At 62.5% G+C, this 22186-nt stretch carries 19 protein-coding genes; 8 read left to right on the forward strand and 11 right to left on the reverse strand.

The annotated features are described in order from the left end of the window. The 4 genes from peaD to peaA are packed head-to-tail and all read right to left on the reverse strand — an operon-like array spanning window position 1 to window position 4406. The gene (gene peaD / locus M511_RS12290; RefSeq protein ID WP_085502327.1) at window positions 1–1077 is read right to left on the reverse strand and encodes a quinohemoprotein amine dehydrogenase subunit beta; all 1077 of its coding nucleotides are present in this window, start codon (window positions 1075–1077) and stop codon (window positions 1–3) included. Beyond that, window positions 1077–1409, reverse strand: coding sequence for a quinohemoprotein amine dehydrogenase subunit gamma QhpC (gene qhpC, locus M511_RS12295; protein ID WP_010395461.1), 333 nt, complete (start codon window positions 1407–1409; stop codon window positions 1077–1079). Before qhpC ends, peaD begins: the two co-directional genes overlap by 1 nt. Then, window positions 1406–2863 (reverse strand): quinohemoprotein amine dehydrogenase maturation protein QhpD, encoded by a 1458-nt coding sequence (gene qhpD, locus M511_RS12300; RefSeq protein ID WP_085502328.1) that lies wholly within the window; start codon window positions 2861–2863, stop codon window positions 1406–1408. The genes qhpC and qhpD overlap by 4 nt, the downstream gene beginning before the upstream one ends. A gap of 4 nt (window positions 2864–2867) precedes the next feature. Beyond that, window positions 2868–4406: a quinohemoprotein amine dehydrogenase subunit alpha gene (peaA, locus tag M511_RS12305; RefSeq protein WP_085502329.1), complete on the reverse strand. Its 1539-nt coding sequence runs from the start codon at window positions 4404–4406 to the stop codon at window positions 2868–2870. 199 nt (window positions 4407–4605) lie between these two features. Here peaA and qhpG point away from each other — a divergent pair, with 199 nt between their 5' ends. After that, window positions 4606–5868: a flavin-dependent monooxygenase QhpG gene (gene qhpG / locus M511_RS12310; protein ID WP_085502330.1), complete on the forward strand. Its 1263-nt coding sequence runs from the start codon at window positions 4606–4608 to the stop codon at window positions 5866–5868. Window positions 5869–6330: 462 nt separating this feature from the next. Here the strand turns inward: qhpG and cbbX are convergent, their stop codons facing one another. The 7 genes from cbbX to M511_RS12345 form a co-directional block, all read right to left on the reverse strand. Next, complete coding sequence (gene cbbX / locus M511_RS12315; RefSeq protein ID WP_085502331.1) at window positions 6331–7254, reverse strand: CbbX protein; 924 nt, start codon at window positions 7252–7254, stop codon at window positions 6331–6333. 73 nt (window positions 7255–7327) lie between these two features. After that, the gene (locus tag M511_RS12320) at window positions 7328–7720 is read right to left on the reverse strand and encodes a ribulose bisphosphate carboxylase small subunit (RefSeq protein WP_085502332.1); all 393 of its coding nucleotides are present in this window, start codon (window positions 7718–7720) and stop codon (window positions 7328–7330) included. Between the two features lie 12 nt (window positions 7721–7732). After that, a complete protein-coding gene (locus M511_RS12325; protein WP_369750412.1) occupies window positions 7733–9187 on the reverse strand; it encodes a form I ribulose bisphosphate carboxylase large subunit in 1455 nt (484 codons plus the stop codon). Window positions 9188–9210: 23 nt separating this feature from the next. Continuing rightward, a complete protein-coding gene (gene fba / locus M511_RS12330) occupies window positions 9211–10290 on the reverse strand; it encodes a class II fructose-bisphosphate aldolase (RefSeq protein WP_085502333.1) in 1080 nt (359 codons plus the stop codon). Beyond that, window positions 10290–12293, reverse strand: coding sequence for a transketolase (tkt, locus tag M511_RS12335; protein ID WP_085502334.1), 2004 nt, complete (start codon window positions 12291–12293; stop codon window positions 10290–10292). Before tkt ends, fba begins: the two co-directional genes overlap by 1 nt. A gap of 16 nt (window positions 12294–12309) precedes the next feature. Beyond that, entirely contained in the window at window positions 12310–13182 is an 873-nt protein-coding gene (locus tag M511_RS12340; RefSeq protein ID WP_010395443.1) for a phosphoribulokinase, read from the reverse strand. Between the two features lie 21 nt (window positions 13183–13203). Next, window positions 13204–14196: a class 1 fructose-bisphosphatase gene (locus M511_RS12345; RefSeq protein WP_085502335.1), complete on the reverse strand. Its 993-nt coding sequence runs from the start codon at window positions 14194–14196 to the stop codon at window positions 13204–13206. A gap of 96 nt (window positions 14197–14292) precedes the next feature. Here M511_RS12345 and cbbR point away from each other — a divergent pair, with 96 nt between their 5' ends. The 7 genes from cbbR (at window position 14293) to M511_RS12380 (ending at window position 22185) form a co-directional block, all read left to right on the forward strand. Further along, window positions 14293–15222: a LysR family regulator CbbR gene (cbbR, locus tag M511_RS12350; RefSeq protein WP_085502336.1), complete on the forward strand. Its 930-nt coding sequence runs from the start codon at window positions 14293–14295 to the stop codon at window positions 15220–15222. A 126-nt stretch (window positions 15223–15348) separates the two neighbouring features. Further along, the gene (locus M511_RS12355) at window positions 15349–16386 is read left to right on the forward strand and encodes a GlxA family transcriptional regulator (RefSeq protein ID WP_040601911.1); all 1038 of its coding nucleotides are present in this window, start codon (window positions 15349–15351) and stop codon (window positions 16384–16386) included. Window positions 16387–16455: 69 nt separating this feature from the next. Continuing rightward, complete coding sequence (locus tag M511_RS12360; protein WP_085502337.1) at window positions 16456–17259, forward strand: DUF72 domain-containing protein; 804 nt, start codon at window positions 16456–16458, stop codon at window positions 17257–17259. A gap of 123 nt (window positions 17260–17382) precedes the next feature. Continuing rightward, window positions 17383–18414 (forward strand): LacI family DNA-binding transcriptional regulator, encoded by a 1032-nt coding sequence (locus tag M511_RS12365; protein WP_010395433.1) that lies wholly within the window; start codon window positions 17383–17385, stop codon window positions 18412–18414. Between the two features lie 224 nt (window positions 18415–18638). Beyond that, the gene (locus M511_RS12370; RefSeq protein ID WP_085502338.1) at window positions 18639–19580 is read left to right on the forward strand and encodes a sugar ABC transporter substrate-binding protein; all 942 of its coding nucleotides are present in this window, start codon (window positions 18639–18641) and stop codon (window positions 19578–19580) included. Window positions 19581–19650: 70 nt separating this feature from the next. Then, on the forward strand, window positions 19651–21162 hold the full coding sequence (locus M511_RS12375) for a sugar ABC transporter ATP-binding protein (protein ID WP_010395429.1): 1512 nt from the start codon (window positions 19651–19653) through the stop codon (window positions 21160–21162). A gap of 12 nt (window positions 21163–21174) precedes the next feature. After that, window positions 21175–22185 (forward strand): ABC transporter permease, encoded by a 1011-nt coding sequence (locus M511_RS12380; protein ID WP_010395428.1) that lies wholly within the window; start codon window positions 21175–21177, stop codon window positions 22183–22185. Window position 22186 lies beyond the last annotated feature (1 nt).

Raw genomic sequence — 22186 nt, forward strand, 5'->3', positions numbered from 1 at the left:
TCAGTCGTCCCGCGTGAAAAGCCGCACCGAGGCCAGCGACATCGAGGCATTGCCGGGCAGGTCGATCTGGCCCTTTTTCTCCAGCGTGTCGGCGTCATAGGCCGCCAGATCGCCAAGCGCACCGCCAAGCCAGACCGTCTTGCCATCGGTCGAGACGTTCACCGAGTAATAGCTGTGCGGCAGGGCTACCCGCCGTAGCGAGACGTTCTTTTCCAGATCAAAGCTTTCAAGGACGTTATAGGTGCCAAAGGCGCGGTTCCTGGCCGGATTCACAGCGGTCGAGAAATAGAACACGTCCATGATACGCACCTCGCGCATCGCCATCTCACCGGTTTCAAGGTCCATGGTCAAAAGGCCGGTGCGATAGGCGCTGGGGTCGGAGGGGTCGATATCCTTGCGCGCGGTGTAGAAAGGCGTCGCCATCACGCCCGAGCTTTCATACTGGTTCCAGACGGCAAGCACGTCGGGCTGGGTATAGCTGTCCGGCTCCCACCCCTGGATCGGCAGGCTTTCGACAAGCTTTCCGGCCTCGGGGTCCATGACATGCATGTCGCGGCCAAGACCGTACAGTTTCGAACCGTCGCGGGCCCAGGCCAGCATGGTGATCTGGCGCGGGGCCTCAAAAACCTTGCGCCGCTCCAGCGTTTCCGCATCGTATAGCGCGACGCGGGTAGGCTGGACCTCGAAATGTGTCAGCTCTAGCCGGACCGGGCTTTCGTAAACGGCAAGCGTGCTTCCGTCAGGGGAAAGCGCCGCACCAAAAAGGCTTTTCACCCGCTCTTCCGGCGTTGACAGGTCGATGCGGCCCAATGTTTCACCGGTCGTCAGGTCGATCTTGACCAGACTTTCAGACTTGTTGATCGTCGCATAGGCGATCCGACCGCCCGGCGCGACCATTGGCACCATGGGTGTCGGGCCGGCGTCCTTGATGGTGATGACCTTTTCCACCGCCATCTTTTCGGTATCGACCACGACCAGCTTGTCGGGTCGCGCCGGGGCCAGGATATAGTCATGCGCCAGGGCCGGCCCGGACATAAGCGCGGCGGCGGAGGCAAGAGACAGCAGCGTTTTGCGCATCACGACGAACCTTTCGTTTCCGGGAACACCGATTGCAGCTTGCGCCAGTCCTGCATCACGTCATCGGCGCCCGCGCTCCAGTTCGGATAGGTGTTCAGCGTGTCGGCAACCTGTGCGGGCCACCAGCAGGGGTCGGCGCAGCCGTAAAGGTCGGCCTCCATCGGCTGGCAAAGGTTCGAGACCGCGCCAAAGGCGTCGATCTCCCATCCCGGGTCGAATGAGGTGGTACAGCCGACAAGCGAGTTCATCGCCACAACCTCCTCTTCGCGGCCTTCGGCCTCGGCTTCGACAAAGGCTTTCGCCTTGGCGTTGGCAGGTGTCAGATGTTTCATTGAAGAACCTCCCTTGCTGGGCCGGACCGGGTGATCCGGGGCTCTAGCTGGCTGCGAAAGAATGACGGGTTGGCCTGCATGATGCGGACATAGGATTCGATGCCGAAATCGACCCAGTCCCGCATCAGGTCGCAATAGTGCCAGACCGGGGCAAATGGATCGCCCTGGCGGGCATAGCTTTCATGGTAGCACCCGCCCGCGCAGATCGAGCGGATGCGGCAGGTCTTGCAGCCATAGGCGCTGCGATCCTGCGCGGTCTCGATGAACTGGCCCAGCCGGGGGATGTCGATGCCGGTTTCCACATTGCCGTAGGTCGGCTGGTTTGAACCGACGAAGCGATGGCAAAGATGCAGCTCTCCGTCCTTGTCCACGGCAAGCATGCCAAGCCCTGCCCCGCAGGGTACGGCCTTTTTTGTGCCCTGCGCGATATCGGTCAGCAGCTGATGCATGTTGGAAAAGCCGATATTCTCGCCCTTGCAGGCGGCCTCGACATAGCGGCGGCCAAGAGTTTTCATATCCTCGAAAGCACGTTTCAGCGCCTCGGCATCAAGGTTGAAGACCGCGATCGGTCCAGATGTTGCAGGGCCAAAGCCGACCTCGTGAAAGCCCAGATCGTTCTTCAGATGGTCATGGATGCCGATCACATCGGTGACGCCCCGGGTCAGCGTCACCCGCACCCCCACCGGACGCGAGCGATAGCGTGACAAAAGCATACGCACATTGCGTGCCACCAGGTCATAGGTGCCCTTGCCACCCACCGTCTTGCGGTTGGCGTCATGCAGGGCCTTGGGGCCGTCCATGCTGACCGTCAGGGCAAAGCGGTGGGCGTCGAACCAGTCGACCAGTTCGGGCGTCAGCAGGGTGGCATTGGTGGTCAGCGAGAAATCGACCGTTTTGCCAAGCTCGGCCGCGCGAGGTTCGGCATAGGCGACCACCTCGCGGATCAGCGGCATGTTCGACAAAGGCTCGCCGCCGAAAAACACCACATTCACCCGGTCACGGGCATGGGCCTGTTTCAGCAACAGTTCGAAACTGGCCCTTGCCGTCTCAAAGCCCATTTTCTGGCCCTTGGCCGGGGTGGTCAGATCCTCTTTGTAGCAATATGTGCAGGCAAGGTTGCAGCCGGTGTTGACGTTCAGGATGATGGTCGAAAGTGGAATTTCTTCGACCTTCACCACCGGCCGCGGGGTCTCGGCTGCGTCGGCATCGCGCAGGATATCCAGCGCGAGAAAGCTTTGCAGGCATTCCGACAGGGTTTCGGGGTCGTGATGCGGGCCAAGCTCGGCCCGCATCAGTTCGGCATCGACAGCGCGCGCGCGGCGGAACAGGTCATAGACATCGCGCGCCACGGCATCGAGTTCGAACAGGCTGGTCGTCGGCACATGCATCAGCATGGCATGGCCATCGACATCGACCCGATGGGCGTTGTGAGTGATGAGGGTCAGCGCTCCCATGGCGTCACCGGATCGGAGCGTCAACGAAACGCTGGACCGTGGCGTAGAGATGCGCCTCGGCGCTTAGCGGGCCGGTTTCGGTTTCGACAGTGGCGATGACCTTGAGGTTGCCGGCGTTGTTGGTCTGCATCGGCCGCTCGGGGTTCGGGCCGGCATCGGCCGGTGTGAACAGGCCGGTATCGCTGATCGAGCCTGCGAATTTCGCGTCCTGCATCTTTTCGGCCTCGGCATCGAAATCGACGGTCGCCCAACTGGCCGGGAAGGCACCCAGGGGGATGTCATCCCCGGTGTCAGGCTGACCATCGGGGCCGTTCAGCCAGCCCAAGGCCTCGAATTGTGCGGGAACCTTGGGGATTGGGCCGCCATTGCCGCCGATACGGGCGATGGTCGTCTCGGGCGTGATCGAGATGCGGTCGGGCCGGTCATAGGCGACCAGATCCACCTTTTGCCCGCCCAGCTCGATGCTGATGGGGCCGGGTGCGCCGCTTGCGGTCAGCTTCAGCACCGCGACGCCATCCGCCGCACTTTCGACGCTGCCGGTCACGCCTTCGGGCAGGGTCAGCGCCTCGCCAAGTCCCGTGCCCGCGACGCGGACCAGCGTTTCTTCACCGATCTTCAGCCGTGCGGGTGCTGCCGCCAGAACCAGTGGCGAGGCATCGGCCCTGACCGCCTCCAGCCGCCCGCCGATCACGTCACTGTCGGCATGATACCAGCGACCCGAGAAATGTCCGTTCTCGAAGGCAAGGACCTGACGGATGGCGGTTTTGCCATCGCTCAGCGTGGCACGCCATTCGCCAGCGCCAAGGATGCGACCGGTGCCGGTAAAGCTTTGGCTGCTATCGGCAAAGTCGAGGGTCATGGTTACCTCGTAATCCTCGCCTGCCTTTTTCAGCACCAGCCGTCCGGTATAGTCGCCGCGCCCCGGCTGCCGTCCGGCAAGCACATAATCGCCCGAGGCATCTCCGGTGAACGGGGCAGGAGCCTCGCCCAGCGGATAATGCTCGGCAAGGAAAGGGATGATCTCGGCCTGTGCGATGCCCCACCAGTCGCGGTCGCGCGCCAACGCCTGATATTCCAGCGTCGGGAACTGGCCGAGGTGGAAGTTGACGAGATGCTTCCAGTCCTCGGGCGTGCGGCGCTGCAGGGCGACCCGGGCATAGGAATGGCAGCGCCCGCAGGTCTGGGTCATCTGCGTATCCGGGCCTTCGTCCCAGGCCACCGGCTCACGCTCAAGGATATAGCGTCGCTCAGCGGTTTCGGTCAGCGACAGGCCGCGCGTGTCCGACAGGTGGCGCACGATCGCCGTGCGCTCTTCCGGGGTCAGCGCGACACCGTGATTGCGCATCATGCGGGTCACGGTCATGTCCCAGCCCTCGGGCGTCTTGCGGGCGGCGTCGATGCGTTCCCAGCGGCCGTCCTCATTCTGGACATGGCAGGCGGCGCACGCGTTCTGCATCACCTCCTCACCCGTGACCGCAAGGGCGGGTGCGGCGGCAAACATAGCTGCGCAAGAGAGCAACGCGCTGCGGGTCGATGGCTTCATCTGGCGGTTTCCTCTGGCTGGCCGGGCGGGGCCCGATTGCTTTGCCGTTGAGAAAAGCGTGTGGGCGGGCAGTATTCTTGTCATTCCCGGCCAAAGGCGCGGCGCATCGTCGCGGCGGGGGATTTTGGCCGCAAATGTCAGGTATCGCTGCCCTGTACCGCCCCAGACTGCCCATTATCGCAGCGGCAAGGGGACAGGGATGGTTTGCCGGACCGATCTGATCGTGCTGGGGGGTGGACCGGCGGGCGCTGTCTCGGCCTGGCTTGCGGCGCGGGACGGGCTAAGCGTCCTGCTGATCGACCCCGACCGCCAGACCCCGCGCGTCGAGGGGCTAAGCCCGCGTCTGCACCATTGGCTTGCCACGCAGGGGTTGCTTGAGGGGTTTACGGCCATCCGCGGTCCGCTTCGCCGTCAGGTGGACTGGGCCGGGATCAGCGAGAGCAATTCTGAACATGTGGTGCTGCGCGGTGCGCTGGACGCGCATCTGCGCCGGATGGCCGTGACCGAGGGCGTGCGGCTGATCGTGGCCAGCGGTCGTCCCGCGCCGGGCGGGGTCGAGCTTTCGGACGGCACGCATATTGCCGCGCCCATGGTGATCGACGCCCGCGGCCGCAAGGCCCCCGCGGCGGGGACCAGCGGTCCGGCGACCATCGCGCTTAGCGGCTGGGTCAAGGCAAAGGCGGTGGTGCCGGGCGTTTGGCTGACTGCGGTCGCCCAAGGCTGGCTCTGGCGGGTGGCGCTGCCCGATGGTCGGATATGGGCCCAGGCACTGCTGGATGCGGTGGGTAAGGGCAGCCCTGCTGACCGGCTGCACGGCATCATTTCCAAGGCCGAGCCGGTACTTGCCGCCGCCCCCCTGGGTCAGGTTCTGGCGCGCGAGGCTGCACTACGTCTGCCCGCCCCGCTTGCGGATATGTCACTTCTGCGGGTCGGTGATGCTCTTGCCGCGATGGACCCGCTGTCAGGTCACGGCCAGTTCTGGGCGGTTTCAAGTGCGCTTGCCGTTGCCGCCGTACGCCGGACCCTTGCCGCGCATCCCGGCTCCGGACAGCTTTGCCGTCGTTTCCTCGACAGCCGCGCCCGGGAAACGGCGCTGCATCAGGCCCGCATCGGCCGTGATTTTCTGCGCGCTGAGACCCGCTTTCAGGATGCACCCTTCTGGACTGCTCGTCGGGCTTTTCCCGACGACGAACCTGCCTCGGATGTTCCCCAATGTCCCGCCATCATCAACGCCATCGTGGTCGAAAACGGTCTTCTTACGGAACGCGAGGTGCTGCGTACGGTGCGGGCGCCCTCTGGGATCGGCTGGTTTGGCTCTGTTCCCGCGCCCGAGGTCTGGCGACTCTGGCAGCAGGGCGGGGCCGAGGCGCTGGCTGCGCGCTGGGGCGTCGCCGCCCCGGCGCTTGCGCGGCGCCTGCTGGACGAAATCGCCCCGCATGACACCACCCGCGCCTCGGCCTGAAGGGTTAGGGCGTCTGCCTCACCGGTCGCTGTACGGCTTCACCCCGCCCAGCGCCGGCAGGGCGGGCGAAACGGGGACGAAAGGCGGGACGAGGGACGTCGAATGAGGTGCGGCAAAACGGACAGCGACCGGCGGCGGCACGCGGCACGTTCCGCCCGCATTGCGGACAAACCGCAGGCAGGAATGAGCGAAGCATGTCGGAACCTTTATAATTCGAGGTGAACGGGAAAGACTGGCTGTCCCCGGTCGCCCGCCCGATCAGGGCATATACTGCGACCGGGGCAAACCAAGCGCCGTCACAACCCGAATTTCTTTGGCATGGCAGCTGTAACGCTTCACGCTGGTCCCCCTCTGGAAAAACATCCTCCGACGGCGGTCACCGTCATTTTTACAGATGGGGCCGGGACGGTGCCTTTCAACCCCGTGCCATGCGCGACAAACGGCCGCAGATAAAGGGAAATTTCAGTCTGCGTCTGCTCTGTGTCCGTCTGTGTCAAGTCCGCCGGAAAACACGCGGCTTGGGCGGATATCAGCCTCGGTGATGGTCGATAAGGCGCGGGCATCAACCGGGCCGTCTGCGGAAAACAGCCGGTTCGCCTGTCGCAACCGCGCCCGGTCCAACGCATTGCGGATCGAGCGGGCATTGGCAAAATGCGGCTGCTCGCGGCGCAGACGGATATATTCCTCCATCGCCTGCCGCCCGCCTTCGTCAAACGCATAGCCCTGACCTTCCAGCATCGAGGCCGAAATACGGCCCAGCTCCTCATCGGTATAATCGGGAAACTCGATGTGATGGGCGATGCGCGAGCGAAACCCCGGATTGGCAGCGAAAAAGCGATCCATACGATCAGCGTAACCGGCCATGATGACGACCAGATCGTCGCGGTTGTTTTCCATCACCTGCAAAAGGATCTCGATCGCCTCCTGCCCGTAATCGCGCTCATTATCCGGCTTATAAAGGTAATAGGCTTCGTCGATGAACAGGACGCCGCCCATGGCCTTTTTCAGGACTTCCTTGGTTTTGGGTGCGGTGTGACCGATATATTGTCCGACCAGATCATCGCGGGTCACGCTGACCAGATGGCCCTTGCGCACATAGCCCAGCCGATGCAGCAGCCCCGCCATTTTCAGGGCCACGGTTGTCTTGCCGGTGCCGGGATTGCCAGTAAAGCTCATGTGCAGGGTCGGGGTCTCATGTGCAAGCCCCAGCTCGCGCCGTGCCCGGTCTACCAGCAACAGCGCCGCGGTTTCACGAATGCGCTGCTTGACCGGCGCAAGCCCGATCAGCTCCCGCTCCAGATCATCCAGAATCTCGCGCACGCCAGAGGTTTCATATTCGGCCTTCAGATCGACCGTGGCGAGCTTGTCACCTGCATCCCCATCCATCTTTCAGCTCTTCTTTCGTGGAAAAATATCCTCGGGGGTCCGGGGGCAGACAGCCCCCGGGCCAACAGTGCGGTCAACGGCCGACCAGCTCTTGGGTATAGCGGATGTGACGACCGTCGGCTTCGGTCCGCCAGGTACGCAAGCTCGGCTCGCTTGCCGGGCGGTTGACGATAAAGGACATCATCACCGTCTCCCAACCGCGCGTGCTGTCAAATGCGTTGATGCGGATATAGCTGTCACCATGGGCTTTGCGGCATTCGTCCAGCTCCATCATCACGCCTTTGGCGTCCTTCAGGTCGAACATCGGGTTGCCCCACATTTCCCAATAGGTATTGCGGGGGTGAGGTTCGTCGGTGAATTCGATCCCGACGGCCCATTCGCGGGACAGGATATATTCGACCTGGGCCCTGATCTGTTCGTCGGTCAGATCGGGCAGGAACGAAAAGCAACCCTGAGTGATACGCATCGGATGTCTCCCTTAGCTGACGGACGGGGTCGGAACAAAGTCCGAGCTGTCGGTTGGGGTATAGTCGAAGGTGATGTTGCCCCAGGTATCCAGGGCGGCCTCCAGCGGTTTGCACCATTTGGCGGCACGGCGCAGGACCTCGGGCCCCTCGCTTTTCAGGTCCACGCCTTCGTTGCGGGCCAGCACCATGGCCTCCAGCGCCACGCGATTTGCCGTTGCGCCGGCCTGGATGCCCATCGGGTGACCGATGGTGCCGCCGCCGAATTGCAGGACGACATCATCGCCGAACAGATCCAGCAACTGGTGCATCTGTCCGGCATGTATCCCGCCCGAGGCGACCGGCATGACCTTCTTGAGGTTGCCCCAGTCCTGTTCGAAATAGATCCCGCGGGCGAGGTCGACCTCGTTATAAAGTTCGCGGCAGACGTTGTAATAGCCCTGCACGGTCAGGGGATCGCCCTCAAGCTTGCCGACGGCGGTACCGGCGTGCAGGTGGTCGACACCGGCCATGCGCAGCCATTTGGCAATGACGCGGAAGCTGATGCCGTGGTTTTTCTGCCGCGTATAGGTGCCGTGGCCGGCGCGGTGCATGTGCAGCAGCATGTCATTCTGCCGGCACCAGTTCGAGATCGACTGAATGGCCGTCCAGCCGACGATCAGATCGACCATGACGATGACCGAGCCAAGCTCTTTGGCCAGTTCGGCGCGGCGGTACATCTCTTCCATCGTGCCGGCGGTGATGTTGAGGTAATGCCCCTTGACCTCGCCGGTGGCGGCCGATGCCTTGTTCACCGCCTCCATGCAGTAAAGAAACCGGTCGCGCCAATGCATGAAGGGCTGCGAGTTGATGTTCTCGTCATCCTTCATGAAGTCCAGCCCGCCCTTGAGACCCTCATAGACCACGCGGCCATAGTTCTTGCCCGAAAGCCCCAGCTTGGGTTTGGTGGTCGCGCCAAGGAGGGGGCGGCCAAATTTGTCCAGCCGCTCACGCTCGACCACGATGCCGGTGGGCGGGCCGGCAAAGGTTTTCATATAGGCCACTGGAAAGCGCATATCCTCCAGTCGCGCGGCCTTCAGCGGTTTGAAGCTGAACACATTGCCGATGATCGAGGCGGTCACGTTGGCGATCGACCCTTCCTCGAACAGGATCAGGTCATAGGCGACATAGCAGAAATACTGGCCCGGAGTGCCCGGCACCGGCTCGACCTTATAGGCTTTGGCGCGATACTGGTCGCAGGCGGTCAGCCGGTCGGTCCAGACCACGGTCCAGGTTGCGGTCGAGCTTTCGCCGGCCACGGCTGCTGCCGCCTCGATCGGGTCGACCCCTTCCTGCGGAGTGATGCGAAACAGCGCCAGCACATCGGTATCCTTGGGCTGGTAGTCGCCGTCCCAATAGCCCATCTGGGCATATTTCAGCACGCCTGCGGCGTAGCGCTTTTTCTTGTCGGTGATTTCGGTCTTGGTCATTTCGTTCATGGGAACTCCTCCTTTCAGGCGGCGCGTGCGCCGGTGATGGCCGGGTCCAGCGCCCCCGACGCGTAGCGTCTGGCCATCTCGTCCATCGGGATGACCCTGATCCTGCCGGCATGACCTGCGGTGCCAAATCGCTCGAACCGGTCGCGGCACAGCGCAGTCAGCTCTTTCATTGCCGGGATCATGAACTTGCGTGGATCGAATTCCTGCGGTGCCTCGCGGGCGATCTTGCGGAAATGACCCGTCATCGCCATGCGGCAATCGGTGTCGATATTCACCTTGCGCACGCCGTGGCGGATGCCCCGTTCGATCTCTTCGACCGGGACGCCGTAGGTCTGGGGCATCTCGCCACCGGCCTCGTTGATGAGGTCCTGCAGATATTGCGGCACCGAGCTTGAGCCATGCATCACCAGATGCGTGCCGGGCAGGCGTTCATGGATCGCCTCGATCACATGCATGGCAAGGATGTCGCCATCAGGTTTGCGGCTGAATTTATAGGCTCCGTGGCTGGTGCCGCAGGCGATGGCCAGTGCATCGCAGCGGGTGCGGGTCACGAAATCCACCGCCTGATCGGGATCGGTCAGAAGCTGGCTGTGATCCAGCTTACCCTCTGCGCCCGAGCCGTCCTCGGCCGCGGCCTCGCCGGTTTCAAGCGAGCCCAGGACACCCAGCTCCCCCTCGACCGAGGCGCCGACGGCATGGGCGGCTTCGGCGACTTTTGCCGTCACCGCGACGTTATAGTCGTAATCGGCGGGGGTCTTCATGTCCTCTTTAAGCGAGCCGTCCATCATCACGCTGGTAAAGCCGTGACGGATCGCCGACATGCAGGTGGCAAGGTTATTGCCGTGATCCTGATGCAGGCAGATCGGAATGGTCGGGTTCATCTCGGCCAGGGCCTCGACCATGCGACGCAGCATGATGTCGCCAGCATATGAGCGGGCGCCCCGGCTGGCTTGCAGGATCACCGGCGCATCGACCTCGGCCGCGGCTTTGACGATGGCCAGACCCTGTTCCATGTTGTTGATGTTAAAGGCAGGCACGCCGTAGCCATGTTCGGCGGCATGGTCCAGAAGCTGTCGCAGCGTGATGAGAGCCATCACTTTCCTCCCTGGATAAGCTGGTTGGCAAGATCGGCGGCACGTTCGGCGGTGATGCCGAAATGCCGGTAAAGAGCGGGGGCAGGGGCCGAGGCGCCAAAGCCTGTCATGCCGACAAACCCGTCGCCGGGGCGCAGGATCAGCCCGTCCCAGCCCTGACGGATCTGGGCCTCGATGCCGATGCGCGGGGCGCGGCCAAGGACCGCTTCGCGTTCGGCGTCGGGACGGACGGCGAAAAGTTCGAAACACGGGGCCGAGACTACGGCGGCGCGGACCCCCTGCACGGCCAGCAGATCGGCGGCCCCAAGCGCAATCTCGATCTCGGACCCGGTGGCGATCAGCGTCACATCGCGCGCGCCGGTCGTTTCGCGCAGGACATAGGCACCCTGGCGGGTCAGGTTCTCATCCCCGGGTTCCAGCCGGACTGCGGGCAGGTTCTGGCGCGACAGGCACAGGACCGAAGGGGTCGAAGGCGAGGTCAGCGCGATTTCCCACGCTTCGGCGGTTTCGACCGCATCGGCGGGGCGGAACACCATCAGGTTCGGGATCGCCCGTAGCGCCGCGACATGTTCGACCGGCTGATGGGTCGGGCCGTCTTCGCCCAGCCCGATCGAGTCATGGGTCATCACATGGACGACCGGCACCCCCATCAGCGCCCCCAGCCGGATCGCCGGGCGGGAATAGTCGCTGAAGGCAAGGAAGGTGCCGCCATAGGGCAGGAACCCGCCATGCAGGGCGATGCCGTTCATGATTGCGGCCATGCCATGTTCGCGGATGCCGTAATGGATATAGCGGCCTTGCCGGTCTGTGGGCGTCACCGCCGCCATACCCTTGCTGCGCGTGTTGTTTGATCCGGTCAGATCGGCCGAGCCACCCACGGTGTTTTTCAGCGTCGCATTGACGACCTCCAGTGCCATTTCCGAGGCTTTGCGGGTCGCGACCTCTGGCCGGTCGGCGGCCAGTTTTGCGCTATGGCTGCGGATGGCATCGCGCAGCGCCACCGCGTCGGGCGCGGCCAGCATGGCGTTGAAACGGGCCTTGTCGGGGGACGCGTTCAGCCGTTCCAGCCACGCCGACCGCGCCTCGGCCCCTCGCGCCGAGACAGAGCGCCAGGAGGTCAGGATATCCTGTGGGATCTCAAATGGCGGGTGCGGCCAGCCCAGATTGACACGGGCGGCGGCGATTTCCTCGGCGCCAAGCGGCGCGCCATGCACGTCATGGCTGCCCTGTTTGTTCGGTGCGCCAAAGCCGATCACCGTCTTGCAGGCGATAAGCGAGGGGCGGGCATCCTCGCGCGCCTTGCCGATCGCCTCGGCCACCGCCTCGCGGTCGTGGCCGTCAACGGCCTGGACATGCCAGCCCGAGGCCGCAAAGCGTGCTGTCTGATCGGTCGAGGTCGACAGATCGGTATCGCCGTCGATGGTGATGCCGTTGTCGTCCCACAGCACGATCAGCCGGCCCAGTTGCTGATGACCGGCAAAGTCGATGGCCTCGTGGCTGATGCCCTCCATCAGGCAGCCATCGCCGCAGATCACATAGGTCCAGTGATCGACCAGATCATTGCCAAAGCGCGCGTTCATCATCCGCTCGGCCAGCGCCATGCCGACAGCGGTCGAGATACCCTGCCCAAGCGGGCCGGTCGTGGTCTCGATCCCTTTTGCATGGCCGTATTCGGGGTGGCCCGCAGTACGTGCGCCAAGCTGGCGAAAGGCGCGCAGCTGGTCCATGCCCATGTCGTCATAGCCAAGCAGGTGGCTGATCGCATAGACCAGCATCGAGCCATGGCCCGCCGACATCACGAAACGGTCGCGGTCGGGCCATTTGTCATCCGCAGGGTCTACCCTGATAAAGCGGTTGAACAGCACCGTTGCGACATCGGCCATACCCATGGGGGCGCCGGGATGGCCGGATTTGGCCGCCTCGACCGCATCCATGGCAAGTACGCGAATGGCATTCGCCATCTGCGTTTCCATGCTGGTGTCGATCCTTGCCATCTGGTTCATTGCCTGGACCCTCCCTTCAGGCGCGTTTGGATTCACTGACCAGACGCAGGATCATCGGCGTCAGGATCAGCTGCATGGCGAGGTCGAGCTTCGGCCCCGGAATGACGATGGAATTCGCCCGGCTCATCCATGAGCCCTGGATCATCGAGGTCAGATAGGGGAAGTCGATGCCGCGCGGGTTCTTGAAGCGGATGACGACAAGGCTTTCGTCGGCCGTCGGGATCCAGCGGGCGATAAACGGGTTCGAGGTATCGACCACCGGCACGCGCTGGAAGTTGATGTCGGTTTCGGTGAACTGCGGGCAGATGACATGCACATAGGCATGCATCCGGCGCAGGATCACATCGGTGACGGCTTCGGTCGAGTAGCCCCGGCTTGCCTTGTCGCGGTGGATCTTCTGGATCCATTCCAGGTTGATGACCGGCACGACACCGATTTTCAGATCCGCGTATCCCGCGATGTCGATATCGCCGCTGCGCACCGCGCCATGCAGCCCTTCGTAGAACAGCAGGTCCGATTGCGGCGAGAAATCCTCCCATGCGGTGAAATGGCCGGGGGGTACGCCGTAACGTTCGGCCTCGGCTTCGTCATGGACGTAATGGCGGGTCTGGCCGGTGCCCGTCTCGCCATATTGACGAAAGACCTGTTCCAGCCGCTTCAGCTCATTGGCCTCCAGGCTGAAATGACTGAAGGTGTGGTCGCCCGTCTCGGTCCGCCGTGCCAGCTCGGCTTTCATCGCCGCGCGGTCATAGCGGTGGAACGCATCACCCTCGATGCTGACGGCCGAGATTTTTTCGCGGCGAAAGATCTGGTCAAAGGTGTTTTTGATGGTGGTGGTGCCAGCCCCGGATGAACCGGTGACAGAGATGATCGGGTGTTTCTTGCTCATATTCGTTCCCCGGAGTGCAGGTCAGGCCCTGAACAGGCCGCGTTGGCCAAAGAGAGCCGAGACCTCGGCTTCCGGCAGGTCGTGATAGACGGCGATGCGCGTGACCTTGTCGGTCGAGCCAAAGATAAAGGGCGTGCGCTGGTGCAGCGCCTTGATGCGCTGGTCGAGGATCGGGGCAAGCCCATCCGTCGCCCCTCCGCCAGCCTGTTCGATCAGGAAGGCGATGGGGGCGCATTCGTAAAGCAGGCGCAGCCGGCCGCGCTCATACCCTTTGCGGGTGTCCGAGGGATAAAGAAACACCCCGCCGCGGATCAGGATGCGGTGGGTTTCAGCCACCAGAGAGGCGATCCAGCGCATGTTGAAATTCTGCTCACGCGGGCCATCGCGGCCAGCAAGGCAATCGTCGATATAGGCGCGGATCGGCTGTGGCCAGTGCCGGTAGTTCGAGGCGTTGATCGCGAATTCAAAGGCGCAATCGGGCAATTCCTGCCGCGCCTCGGCCAGCAGAAAGCGACCGCTGTCAGGATCAAGCACGTATTGCTGAACCCCTTCGCCAAAGCTGACCATCATCGCGCAGCGCGGGCCATAAATGATGTAACCTGCGCCGATCTGTTCGCGGGCCGGGCGCAGAAAGCTGGCCTCGCCCGTCTCAGCGGCGGGATAGATCGAAAAGATCGTGCCGATCGAGACATTGGTGTCGATATTGGACGATCCGTCCAGCGGATCAATCGCCACGGCAAGGCTGCCCTCAGGGTCCAGCGCCACGGTCTCTTCCTGCTCTTCCGAGGCAAGCCAGCGCACTCCGGCACTGGCCAGAGCCTTGCGGAACAGATCATCTGCGATGACATCCAGCGCCTTTTGCCGGTCGCCGTCTGAGTTGGTCCCGACCGCTGCGGCCAGATCGCCACCGCGGCGAATGATGGCGGCAAGCTGTGCCCCGGCACCGGCAATGGCTTGCATGGCCTGCTGCAGGTGCCGGGGAATCCGGTCGGTCTGAATGGTTTCGGCGGTCATCGGCTCCTCCCTCTGGAACGCGTCCCGCCTTCTTGTTGACACGGTCAGATTTTAAGGAACATTTAAAAATGTAGAAATCCAATTCGGAAAAAATGAATGGCACGTGTGGACGCGATTACCCTGCGGCAGCTGCGCGTATTGCGCGCGGTCATCGACAGCGGCTCTCTGACGGGTGCGGCGGGAAATCTGGGGCTAAGCCCACCCGCCGTTCACAGCCAGCTGCGGGCGCTTGAGGATCTGATGTCTGCGCCTTTGGTCATAAGAGGAGAGCACGGCGCCTTTCTTGCCACCGATGAGGGCAGGGCGGTTCTGGAGGCCGAGGCCCAGATCGCCGTGGCGCTGGAGACCTGTGCGCGGCGGGTCACGGCGCTGCAAAGCGGCCATACCGGCAATGTCTCTCTGGGGGTGGTTTCGACCGGAAAATACTTTGCCCCAAGGCTGGTCGCCGAACTGCGCCGGATCCTGCCCGATGTCGAGGTGACGCTGCGCATCGGCAACCGCGATGCGGTGATCCAGTGGCTGACCTCTCGGGCGCTGGATCTGGCGATCATGGGCCGTCCGCCGCGCAGTCCTGCGGTGGTGGCAGAACCGGTCGGCCCCCATCCCCATATCATCGTCGCACCCCCGGATCATCCGTTGGCCCATGCTGATCCCGCGTTGCCGCAGGACCTGCTGGCCGAGACTTATCTGGCGCGTGAACCCGGCTCTGGCACCCGTATCCTGATGACGCGGTTTCTGGATCGAATCGGCGACGGCACCCCCTGGCGCATGGTCGAGATGGGCACGAATGAGACGATCAAACAGGCGGTGATCGCTGGTTTGGGGATCGCGCTTATCTCGCAGCACACCGTGACCGAGGAATTGCGCTCGGGACGGTTGGTGGCGCTGAAGGCGGTGGGGCTGCCGATCCAGCGCAGCTGGTTCCTGTTGCGGCGCGAGGATATGGCGCTGTCGCCTGCCGGTCAGCGTGTCCATGACCATATTCTGGCGCTGAAGGGGGGCTTTCTGCCGACGGTCGTATCGTGACCATCGGGCACGCGTTGCACGAATGCACGCGGGTCCGCAGTCTGGGGCTTGGCAGGGCCCTGTGCCTTGTGGCAATGCGAAGGTGACGCCGGGTCGGGAGGACCGGGCGAAAGACGGGTGAATCACGTGCCGCAATCTGTTGCCGAGGAAAGCGAACGCTATATCGCGCGGGGCATTGCCCATGTGAAGATTCCGCCCCCCTCGCGCCCGCCGGTCACGGTGTCTTTCGTGTTGATGCCCCGCTTTACCATGCTGGCCTTTACCTCGGCCATCGAGCCTTTGCGCGCCGCGAACCAGATGACCGAAAAGGTGCTGTTCAAATGGCGCGTGCACAGCGAAAGCGGCGCGCCCATCGCCTGTTCCAACGGGGTGCCGGTCGTGCCCGATGCACCGCTTTCCGAGGCAGGCTCATCCGATTACGTCCTTGTCTGCGGTGGGGTCGAGCCTGACGCGGGCTGCAGTGCTGAACTGACTGACTGGCTGCGCAAGCAATGGCGGCACGGCGGCACAGTCGGGGGGCTGTGCACCGGCGCCTATGCCCTGGCGCGGGCGGGCATCCTGAACGGCCATCGTTTTACCCTGCATTGGGAAAATATCCCGAACTTCACCGAGAAATACCCCGATCTTTCGCCCGAGCGGCGCATCTTTTGCATCGACGACCGCATCGTCACATGTGCCGGGGGCGTCGCCTCGGCAGAGCTGGCGCTGAAGCTGATCGAAGATTACTACGGTGCCGAGCTAAGCCAGGCGGTGATGAACATGTGCCTGCTGGGCCAGATCCGCCGGGGCGAGGAAGAGCAGCTTAGTTCGCTGTCGGTCCGTCTGGGCACGCGCAACGACCACCTGATCCGCGCTGTCGCCTATATCGAGGCCCATGTCGAGGATGAGATCGACCTTGGCGAATGCGCGCGCCATCTTGGCATCTCGCGCCGTCAGCTTGAGCGGCTGTTCCAGCGCTATCTGGACACGACGCCGCTGCAATATCTCAACCGGGTGCGCTTGCAGCACGCCCGTTCGCTGCTGACCGAGACAAACCTTAGTGTCATGCAAGTGGCGGTGGCCTGCGGCTTTGGCTCGTCCTCGTATTTCTCGAAGGTGTTCCGGACGCAATACGGCGTTTCGCCCTATAAATTCTCGCTGACGCGGAAACGCGCCGCAGATTGAAGGCAAGTTTCGGACAGCGCCCCTCTCTGAGCTATGATCCCCTGAGTCGCACAGATGAAGGGGCATGGTATGGACAAGGATATGGCGGGCAGCATCCGCATTGGCATCGGCGGCTGGACCTATGAACCCTGGCGCGGCAGTTTCTATCCCGAAAGCCTGCCTCAGCGGCGCGAGCTGGAGCATGCCAGCCGCTCTTTGACCTCGATCGAAATCAACGGGACCTATTACGGCTCGCAAAAACCTGACAGCTTTCGCAAATGGCATGACGAGACGCCGGAAGGTTTTGTCTTTTCCCTGAAGGCGCCGCGCTATGCGACCAACCGCAAGGTGCTGGCCGGGGCGGAAGAGACGATATCCCGCTTTTTCTCCAGCGGGGTGATGCTGCTTGGCGACAAACTGGGCCCGATCAACTGGCAATTCATGGCGACCAAGAAATTCGAGCCCGAGGATTTTGAGGCTTTCCTGAAGCTTTTGCCCAGCTCGATCGACGGCAGGACACTGCGGCATGTGGTCGAGGTCCGGCATGAAAGCTTTCGCACCCCCGAGTTTCCCGACTTGCTGCGCAGATACGGCGTGGCGGCGGTGGTGGCAGCCGACGGGCCCTATCCGCAGATCGCCGATCCGACCGCGCCCTTTGTCTATGCCCGCATCATGGGCACGACCGAGGATCAGCCGCTGGGTTATGATCCGGCATTGCTGGACCTTTGGGCTGATCGGGTCCGAACCTGGGCCGCCGGCGGCCTGCCCGAGGGGCTGGACTATGTGGGGCCGAGTGCAGCCTTGGGCCCGCGCGACGTCTATCTATACGTCATCAGCGGTCACAAGGCTCGCAACCCGCAGGCGGCGATGGCGCTGATCCAACGCCTGGGCTAGGGGGCCTTTGCTTGCAGGCATGATCGCACCGAACCTGACGGCAGATGGTCTGATGGCTGTCTGACGGGCATTGCATTTTTGACAGAAGTCCATCACGATTCACCTCATAGCTATGAGGTGAGTATGACGGGACGCCCGACGATCGAAGATGTAGCCAAAGCTGCCGGAGTCAGTGTCGCGACGGTGGATCGGGTGCTGAACGGTCGTGCAAAGGTGCGGGAGGAAACGGCCCGCAAAGTTTCGGAGGCGGCCGAGGCAGTCGGCTATCACGCAGCCCCGGCGATCCGGGCGCGGGCGCTGGCGCATATGCCCGAGCTGCATCTGGGCGTCGTCCTGCAAAAAGAGCGACATGCCTTTTATCAGGATTTTGCCGCCCGGATCGAAGAGGCGGCACGTCAGGACCCTCTGCATCGCTGGCGGCTGACGGTGCGCTTTTCCCCCGGTCAGTCACCCGCCGATTTTGCCGAAACCATCGCCGGGATGGCTGGCAAGGTGCAGGCCGTCGCCGCGACCGGCGTTGACCATCATGACGTAACCTCGGCCGTGACCATGCTGCGCGCACGGGGAATTCCGGTGTTTTCGCTGCTGTCCGATTTTGCGCCCGGTGTACGTGAGGCGTATCTGGGCACCAACAACCTTAAGACCGGGCGCACGGCTGCCTGGCTCATGCATCGCATCATGCGTCGTCCGGGAAAGCTGGCGCTGTTCATCGGCGGCCACCGGTTTCACGGCCATGACCTGCGCGAGACGGGTTTTCGCAGCTATTTTCGCGAATATGCGCCGGAGATCGCCTTTCTTGACACGATGATCAACCTTGAGACGCGGCAGCTGACTTATGAGACGACGCTGGACATCGCCGCCCGTCACCCTGATCTTGCTGGCATTTATTGCGCCGGCGGCGGGATGGAGGGTGCCATTGCCGCAATCCGCGAATTGGGTCTTGGCGGCAAGGTGGCGCTGATCGTGAACGAGCTGACCCCGGAATCGCGACAAGGGCTGATGCAGGGCGTGGTTTCAGTCGTGCTTGCGACACCGTTGCAGCCGTTGGCCCATGATCTGTTGGGTGCAGTCGCTCATGTGTTGGAACATGGCATGGCCGAAAATCCCGGCCAGCGCTTTGTCACCTCATTGGTTGTCACCCCGGAAAGTCTTTAGGCAAGATTATGATGGAAAAACATCATAAGTGCGCCATTTTCTATCATTCATGATGGAAAATCTTTCTCAAAAAGTTTGACCAGAATCGCTTTCTGAAGGAAACCTTTCATCACGGTTCGCAAGCAGAGGGAATGCGGGCTGTTCATGGATCGGAGGCCGGCGCCTGCCGGGCGGCCCGCGATTGCGCGGGCCAGCGGCCTGCGGAACCGATTGGGAGGACAAGAATGAAAGTATTTCTGTTGACCACTGCCTGTGCCATCTCGGTTTCGGGCGCGGCCATGGCCGAGAATATCGGCGTGAGCATGGCGTTGTTTGATGACAATTTCCTGACCGTCCTGCGCAATGGTATGCAGGAGCACGCCGCCTCGCTTGACGGGGTAACCATTCAGATTGACGACGCCCAGAATGATGTCGGCAAGCAGCTGAACCAGATTGAGAATTTCGTTGCCTCGGGTGTCGATGCGATCATCGTGAACCCGGTCGATACCGATGCGACCGTGGCGATGAGCGCGGCGGCCCAGAATGCCGGTATCCCGCTGGTCTTTGTGAACCGTCAGCCGGTCAACCTGGACAGCCTGCCGGAAAATCAGGCCTTTGTGGCCTCGGACGAAAAGGAATCCGGCACGCTTGAGACGCAGGAAATCTGCCGCCTTCTCAAGGAACAGGGCAAGACCGAGGCCCGGGCCGTGATCCTGATGGGCGAGCTGTCGAACCAGGCGGCACGGATGCGCACGCAGGACATCAAGGACGTGATCGCCACGCCCGAATGCAGCTTTATTACCATCGCTCAGGAACAGACCGCCAACTGGCAGCGTACTGCCGCGACCGATCTTGTCACCAACTGGCTGTCGGCCGGGACCGAGTTTGACGCGATCATCTCGAACAATGACGAGATGGCGATCGGCGCCATTCAGGCACTGAAAGCGGCTGGCCGCTCGATGGATGATGTGGTGATCGGCGGTATCGACGCGACTCAGGATGCGCTGGCGGCGATGAAGGCTGGCGATCTTGATGTAACGGTTTTTCAGGATGCGGCGGGGCAGGGTGCCGGTGCGGTTGATACCGCGCTGAAGCTCGCCCGCGGCGAAAAGGTCGATCAAAAGGTCTATATCCCGTTCCAGCTTGTTACGCCGCAGAACGTGGACGGGTTCCTTTCCAAGAACTGATGCTTGCGGCGGGGCGGCGCCGGTTTTGCGCGCCCGCCCCGTCCGACCATGCAAGAAGGGGGAAAGGTCGATGCTTGACCGCACCAACGCCTGGCAGGGCGAATATATCCTGGAAGTGGATAATATCACCAAGGAATTTCCCGGTGTTAAGGCTTTGGACGGGGTGCAGCTGCGCATCCGTCCGGGCACTGTCCATGCGCTGATGGGCGAAAACGGGGCCGGTAAATCGACGCTGATGAAGATTATCGCCGGCGTCTATACCCCTGACGGTGGCGAGGTGCGCTTTGCCGGCCAGCCGCTGAATGTCAGGACGCCTCTTGATGCGCTGAACTCGGGCATCGCCATGATCCATCAGGAACTGAACCTGATGAACTGGATGACGGTGGCCGAGAATATCTGGATCCGGCGCGAGCCTTTGAACCGGCTGGGTCTTGTCGATCATGGCCGCATGCGGCAGATGACGGCGGACCTGCTTGGACGGCTCAACATCCGTTTGGACCCTGATCAGCAAGTCAGCGAACTGACAGTCGCGCAAAAGCAGATGGTCGAGATCGCCAAGGCCGTCAGCTACAACTCGGACGTGCTGATCATGGACGAGCCGACCAGCGCCATCACCGAAGCCGAGGTCGAGCATCTTTTCCAGATCATCCGCGACCTGAAATCGCGCGGTATCGGCATCGTCTACATCACCCACAAGATGAACGAGCTGTTCGAGATTGCGGATGAATTCACCGTATTCCGCGACGGCAAATATGTCGGCACCCATGCCAGCGCCGATGTGACCCGCGACGACATCATCCGCATGATGGTCGGGCGCGAGATCACCGATATGTTCCCCAAGGTCGATTGCCCCATCGGCGACACCGTCCTTGAGGTGCGCAACCTGACCCTGCCGGGCGTGTTCGATGATGTCAGCTTTCACGTCCGCGCGGGCGAGATCTTGGGCATCGCCGGGCTTGTCGGCTCGAAACGCTCGAATGTGGCCGAGGCGATCTTTGGGGTTCATCCCGCGCCCATCGGCGACATTCTGATCGACGGGCGGCATGTACGCATCACCTGCCCATCGGACGCGATGGCGCATGGCATGGCCTTCCTGACCGAGGACCGCAAAGAGACGGGCTGTTTCCTGATCCTCGACTGTCTTGAAAACATCCAGTCGGCGCTGATCACCCGCAACCACGTCAAAAACGGCTTTATCGACCGCAAGACCATCACCGCAAAGGCCGAGGAAATGGCGCGCAAGCTGCGGGTCAAGACCCCAAGTCTGCACGAAACGGTCGAGAATCTGTCGGGCGGCAACCAGCAGAAACTGCTGATCGCGCGCTGGCTGCTGACCGAGCCGCGCATCCTGATCCTTGATGAGCCGACGCGCGGGATCGACGTGGGCGCGAAATCCGAGATCCACCGCCTGATCACCAATCTGGCCGCACAGGGCGTGGCCGTCATCATGATCTCGTCGGAAATGCCCGAAGTGCTGGGCATGAGCGACCGCATCATGGTCATGCATGAAGGTCATGTGTCGGGCTTTCTCGACCGGGCCGAGGCTGATCAGGTCAAGATCATGTCGCTGGCCGCCAAGTAACAAGAGGACACCATGTCAGACGCAAGCATGGCCACGCCGCAGCGCCGGCACCGCCCGATGATGGCGGAATTAAACATCCTTCTGGTTCTGGTCGGGATCTGCCTGACCTTTGAAATTCTGGGCTGGATCACACAGGGTCAGTCGTTTCTGGGCAACTGGCAACGGCTCTCTATCATGATCCTGCAGGTTTCGGTGGTGGGCATCATCGCCATCGGGGTGACGCAGGTCATCATCTCGGGCGGGATCGACCTGTCCTCGGGCTCGATCGTCGGGGCAACCGCGATGATTTCAATGAGCCTTGCACAGGCTGCCGGATATGAACGCGCGGTCTATCCCGACCTGACGGGTCTGCCGGTGATCATCCCGGTCGCGGTCGGTCTGTTGTTCGGCCTGATCTGCGGCATGATCAACGGTGCACTGATCGCCTATACCAAGATCCCGCCTTTCATCGCCACCCTGGGCATGATGGTGACGGCGCGCGGCTTTGCCAAATGGTACACCAAGGGTCAGCCGATCAGCTTTCCCTCGGACGGCTTTGCGGCCATCGGTCGGGGCATGATGCCGGTGTTCATCTTTCTTGCGGTGTCGCTGATCTTTCACATTGCGCTGCGCTATACCCGCTATGGCAAGTTCACCTATGCGATCGGTGCGAACCCGCAGGCCGCCCGCGTCTCGGGCATCAATGTCGAACGTCAGCTGGTGCGCATCTATGCCATCGCCGGGCTGTTGTCGGCGCTGGCGGGGATCGTGGTTGCGGCGCGCGGCCTGACGGCACAGGCCGGCATGGGTACGATGTACGAACTTGACGCCATCGCCATGGCCGTGATCGGCGGCGTGTCGCTGACCGGCGGGCGCGGTTCGATCCTGGGCACGATGATCGGCATGGTGATCTTTGGCGTCATCATCTCGGGTTTCACCTTCCTGCGGCTCGACGCCTACTATCAGGAAATGATCAAGGGCGTGATTATTGTCGCGGCGGTCGTCGCCGACGTCTATCGCCAGAAAAAACGCAAGAAAGTCTGAG

This window comes from Paracoccus sp. J56 (assembly GCF_019633685.1).
In the GTDB taxonomy this organism is placed as follows: Bacteria; Pseudomonadota; Alphaproteobacteria; order Rhodobacterales; family Rhodobacteraceae; genus Paracoccus; species Paracoccus kondratievae.

Excerpts from the sequence above, each read along its gene's own strand:
- peaD (WP_085502327.1), bottom strand. The coding sequence starts at position 1,077 with ATGCGCAAAACGCTGCTGTCTCTTGCCTCCGCCGCCGCGCTTATGTCC.
- qhpC (WP_010395461.1), bottom strand. The coding sequence starts at position 1,409 with ATGAAACATCTGACACCTGCCAACGCCAAGGCGAAAGCCTTTGTCGAA.
- qhpD (WP_085502328.1), bottom strand. The coding sequence starts at position 2,863 with ATGGGAGCGCTGACCCTCATCACTCACAACGCCCATCGGGTCGATGTC.
- peaA (WP_085502329.1), bottom strand. The coding sequence starts at position 4,406 with ATGAAGCCATCGACCCGCAGCGCGTTGCTCTCTTGCGCAGCTATGTTT.
- qhpG (WP_085502330.1), top strand. The coding sequence starts at position 4,606 with ATGGTTTGCCGGACCGATCTGATCGTGCTGGGGGGTGGACCGGCGGGC.
- cbbX (WP_085502331.1), bottom strand. The coding sequence starts at position 7,254 with ATGGATGGGGATGCAGGTGACAAGCTCGCCACGGTCGATCTGAAGGCC.
- M511_RS12320 (WP_085502332.1), bottom strand. The coding sequence starts at position 7,720 with ATGCGTATCACTCAGGGTTGCTTTTCGTTCCTGCCCGATCTGACCGAC.
- M511_RS12325 (WP_369750412.1), bottom strand. The coding sequence starts at position 9,187 with ATGACCAAGACCGAAATCACCGACAAGAAAAAGCGCTACGCCGCAGGC.
- fba (WP_085502333.1), bottom strand. The coding sequence starts at position 10,290 with ATGGCTCTCATCACGCTGCGACAGCTTCTGGACCATGCCGCCGAACAT.
- tkt (WP_085502334.1), bottom strand. The coding sequence starts at position 12,293 with ATGAACCAGATGGCAAGGATCGACACCAGCATGGAAACGCAGATGGCG.
- M511_RS12340 (WP_010395443.1), bottom strand. The coding sequence starts at position 13,182 with ATGAGCAAGAAACACCCGATCATCTCTGTCACCGGTTCATCCGGGGCT.
- M511_RS12345 (WP_085502335.1), bottom strand. The coding sequence starts at position 14,196 with ATGACCGCCGAAACCATTCAGACCGACCGGATTCCCCGGCACCTGCAG.
- cbbR (WP_085502336.1), top strand. The coding sequence starts at position 14,293 with ATGGCACGTGTGGACGCGATTACCCTGCGGCAGCTGCGCGTATTGCGC.
- M511_RS12360 (WP_085502337.1), top strand. The coding sequence starts at position 16,456 with ATGGACAAGGATATGGCGGGCAGCATCCGCATTGGCATCGGCGGCTGG.
- M511_RS12365 (WP_010395433.1), top strand. The coding sequence starts at position 17,383 with ATGACGGGACGCCCGACGATCGAAGATGTAGCCAAAGCTGCCGGAGTC.
- M511_RS12370 (WP_085502338.1), top strand. The coding sequence starts at position 18,639 with ATGAAAGTATTTCTGTTGACCACTGCCTGTGCCATCTCGGTTTCGGGC.
- M511_RS12375 (WP_010395429.1), top strand. The coding sequence starts at position 19,651 with ATGCTTGACCGCACCAACGCCTGGCAGGGCGAATATATCCTGGAAGTG.
- M511_RS12380 (WP_010395428.1), top strand. The coding sequence starts at position 21,175 with ATGTCAGACGCAAGCATGGCCACGCCGCAGCGCCGGCACCGCCCGATG.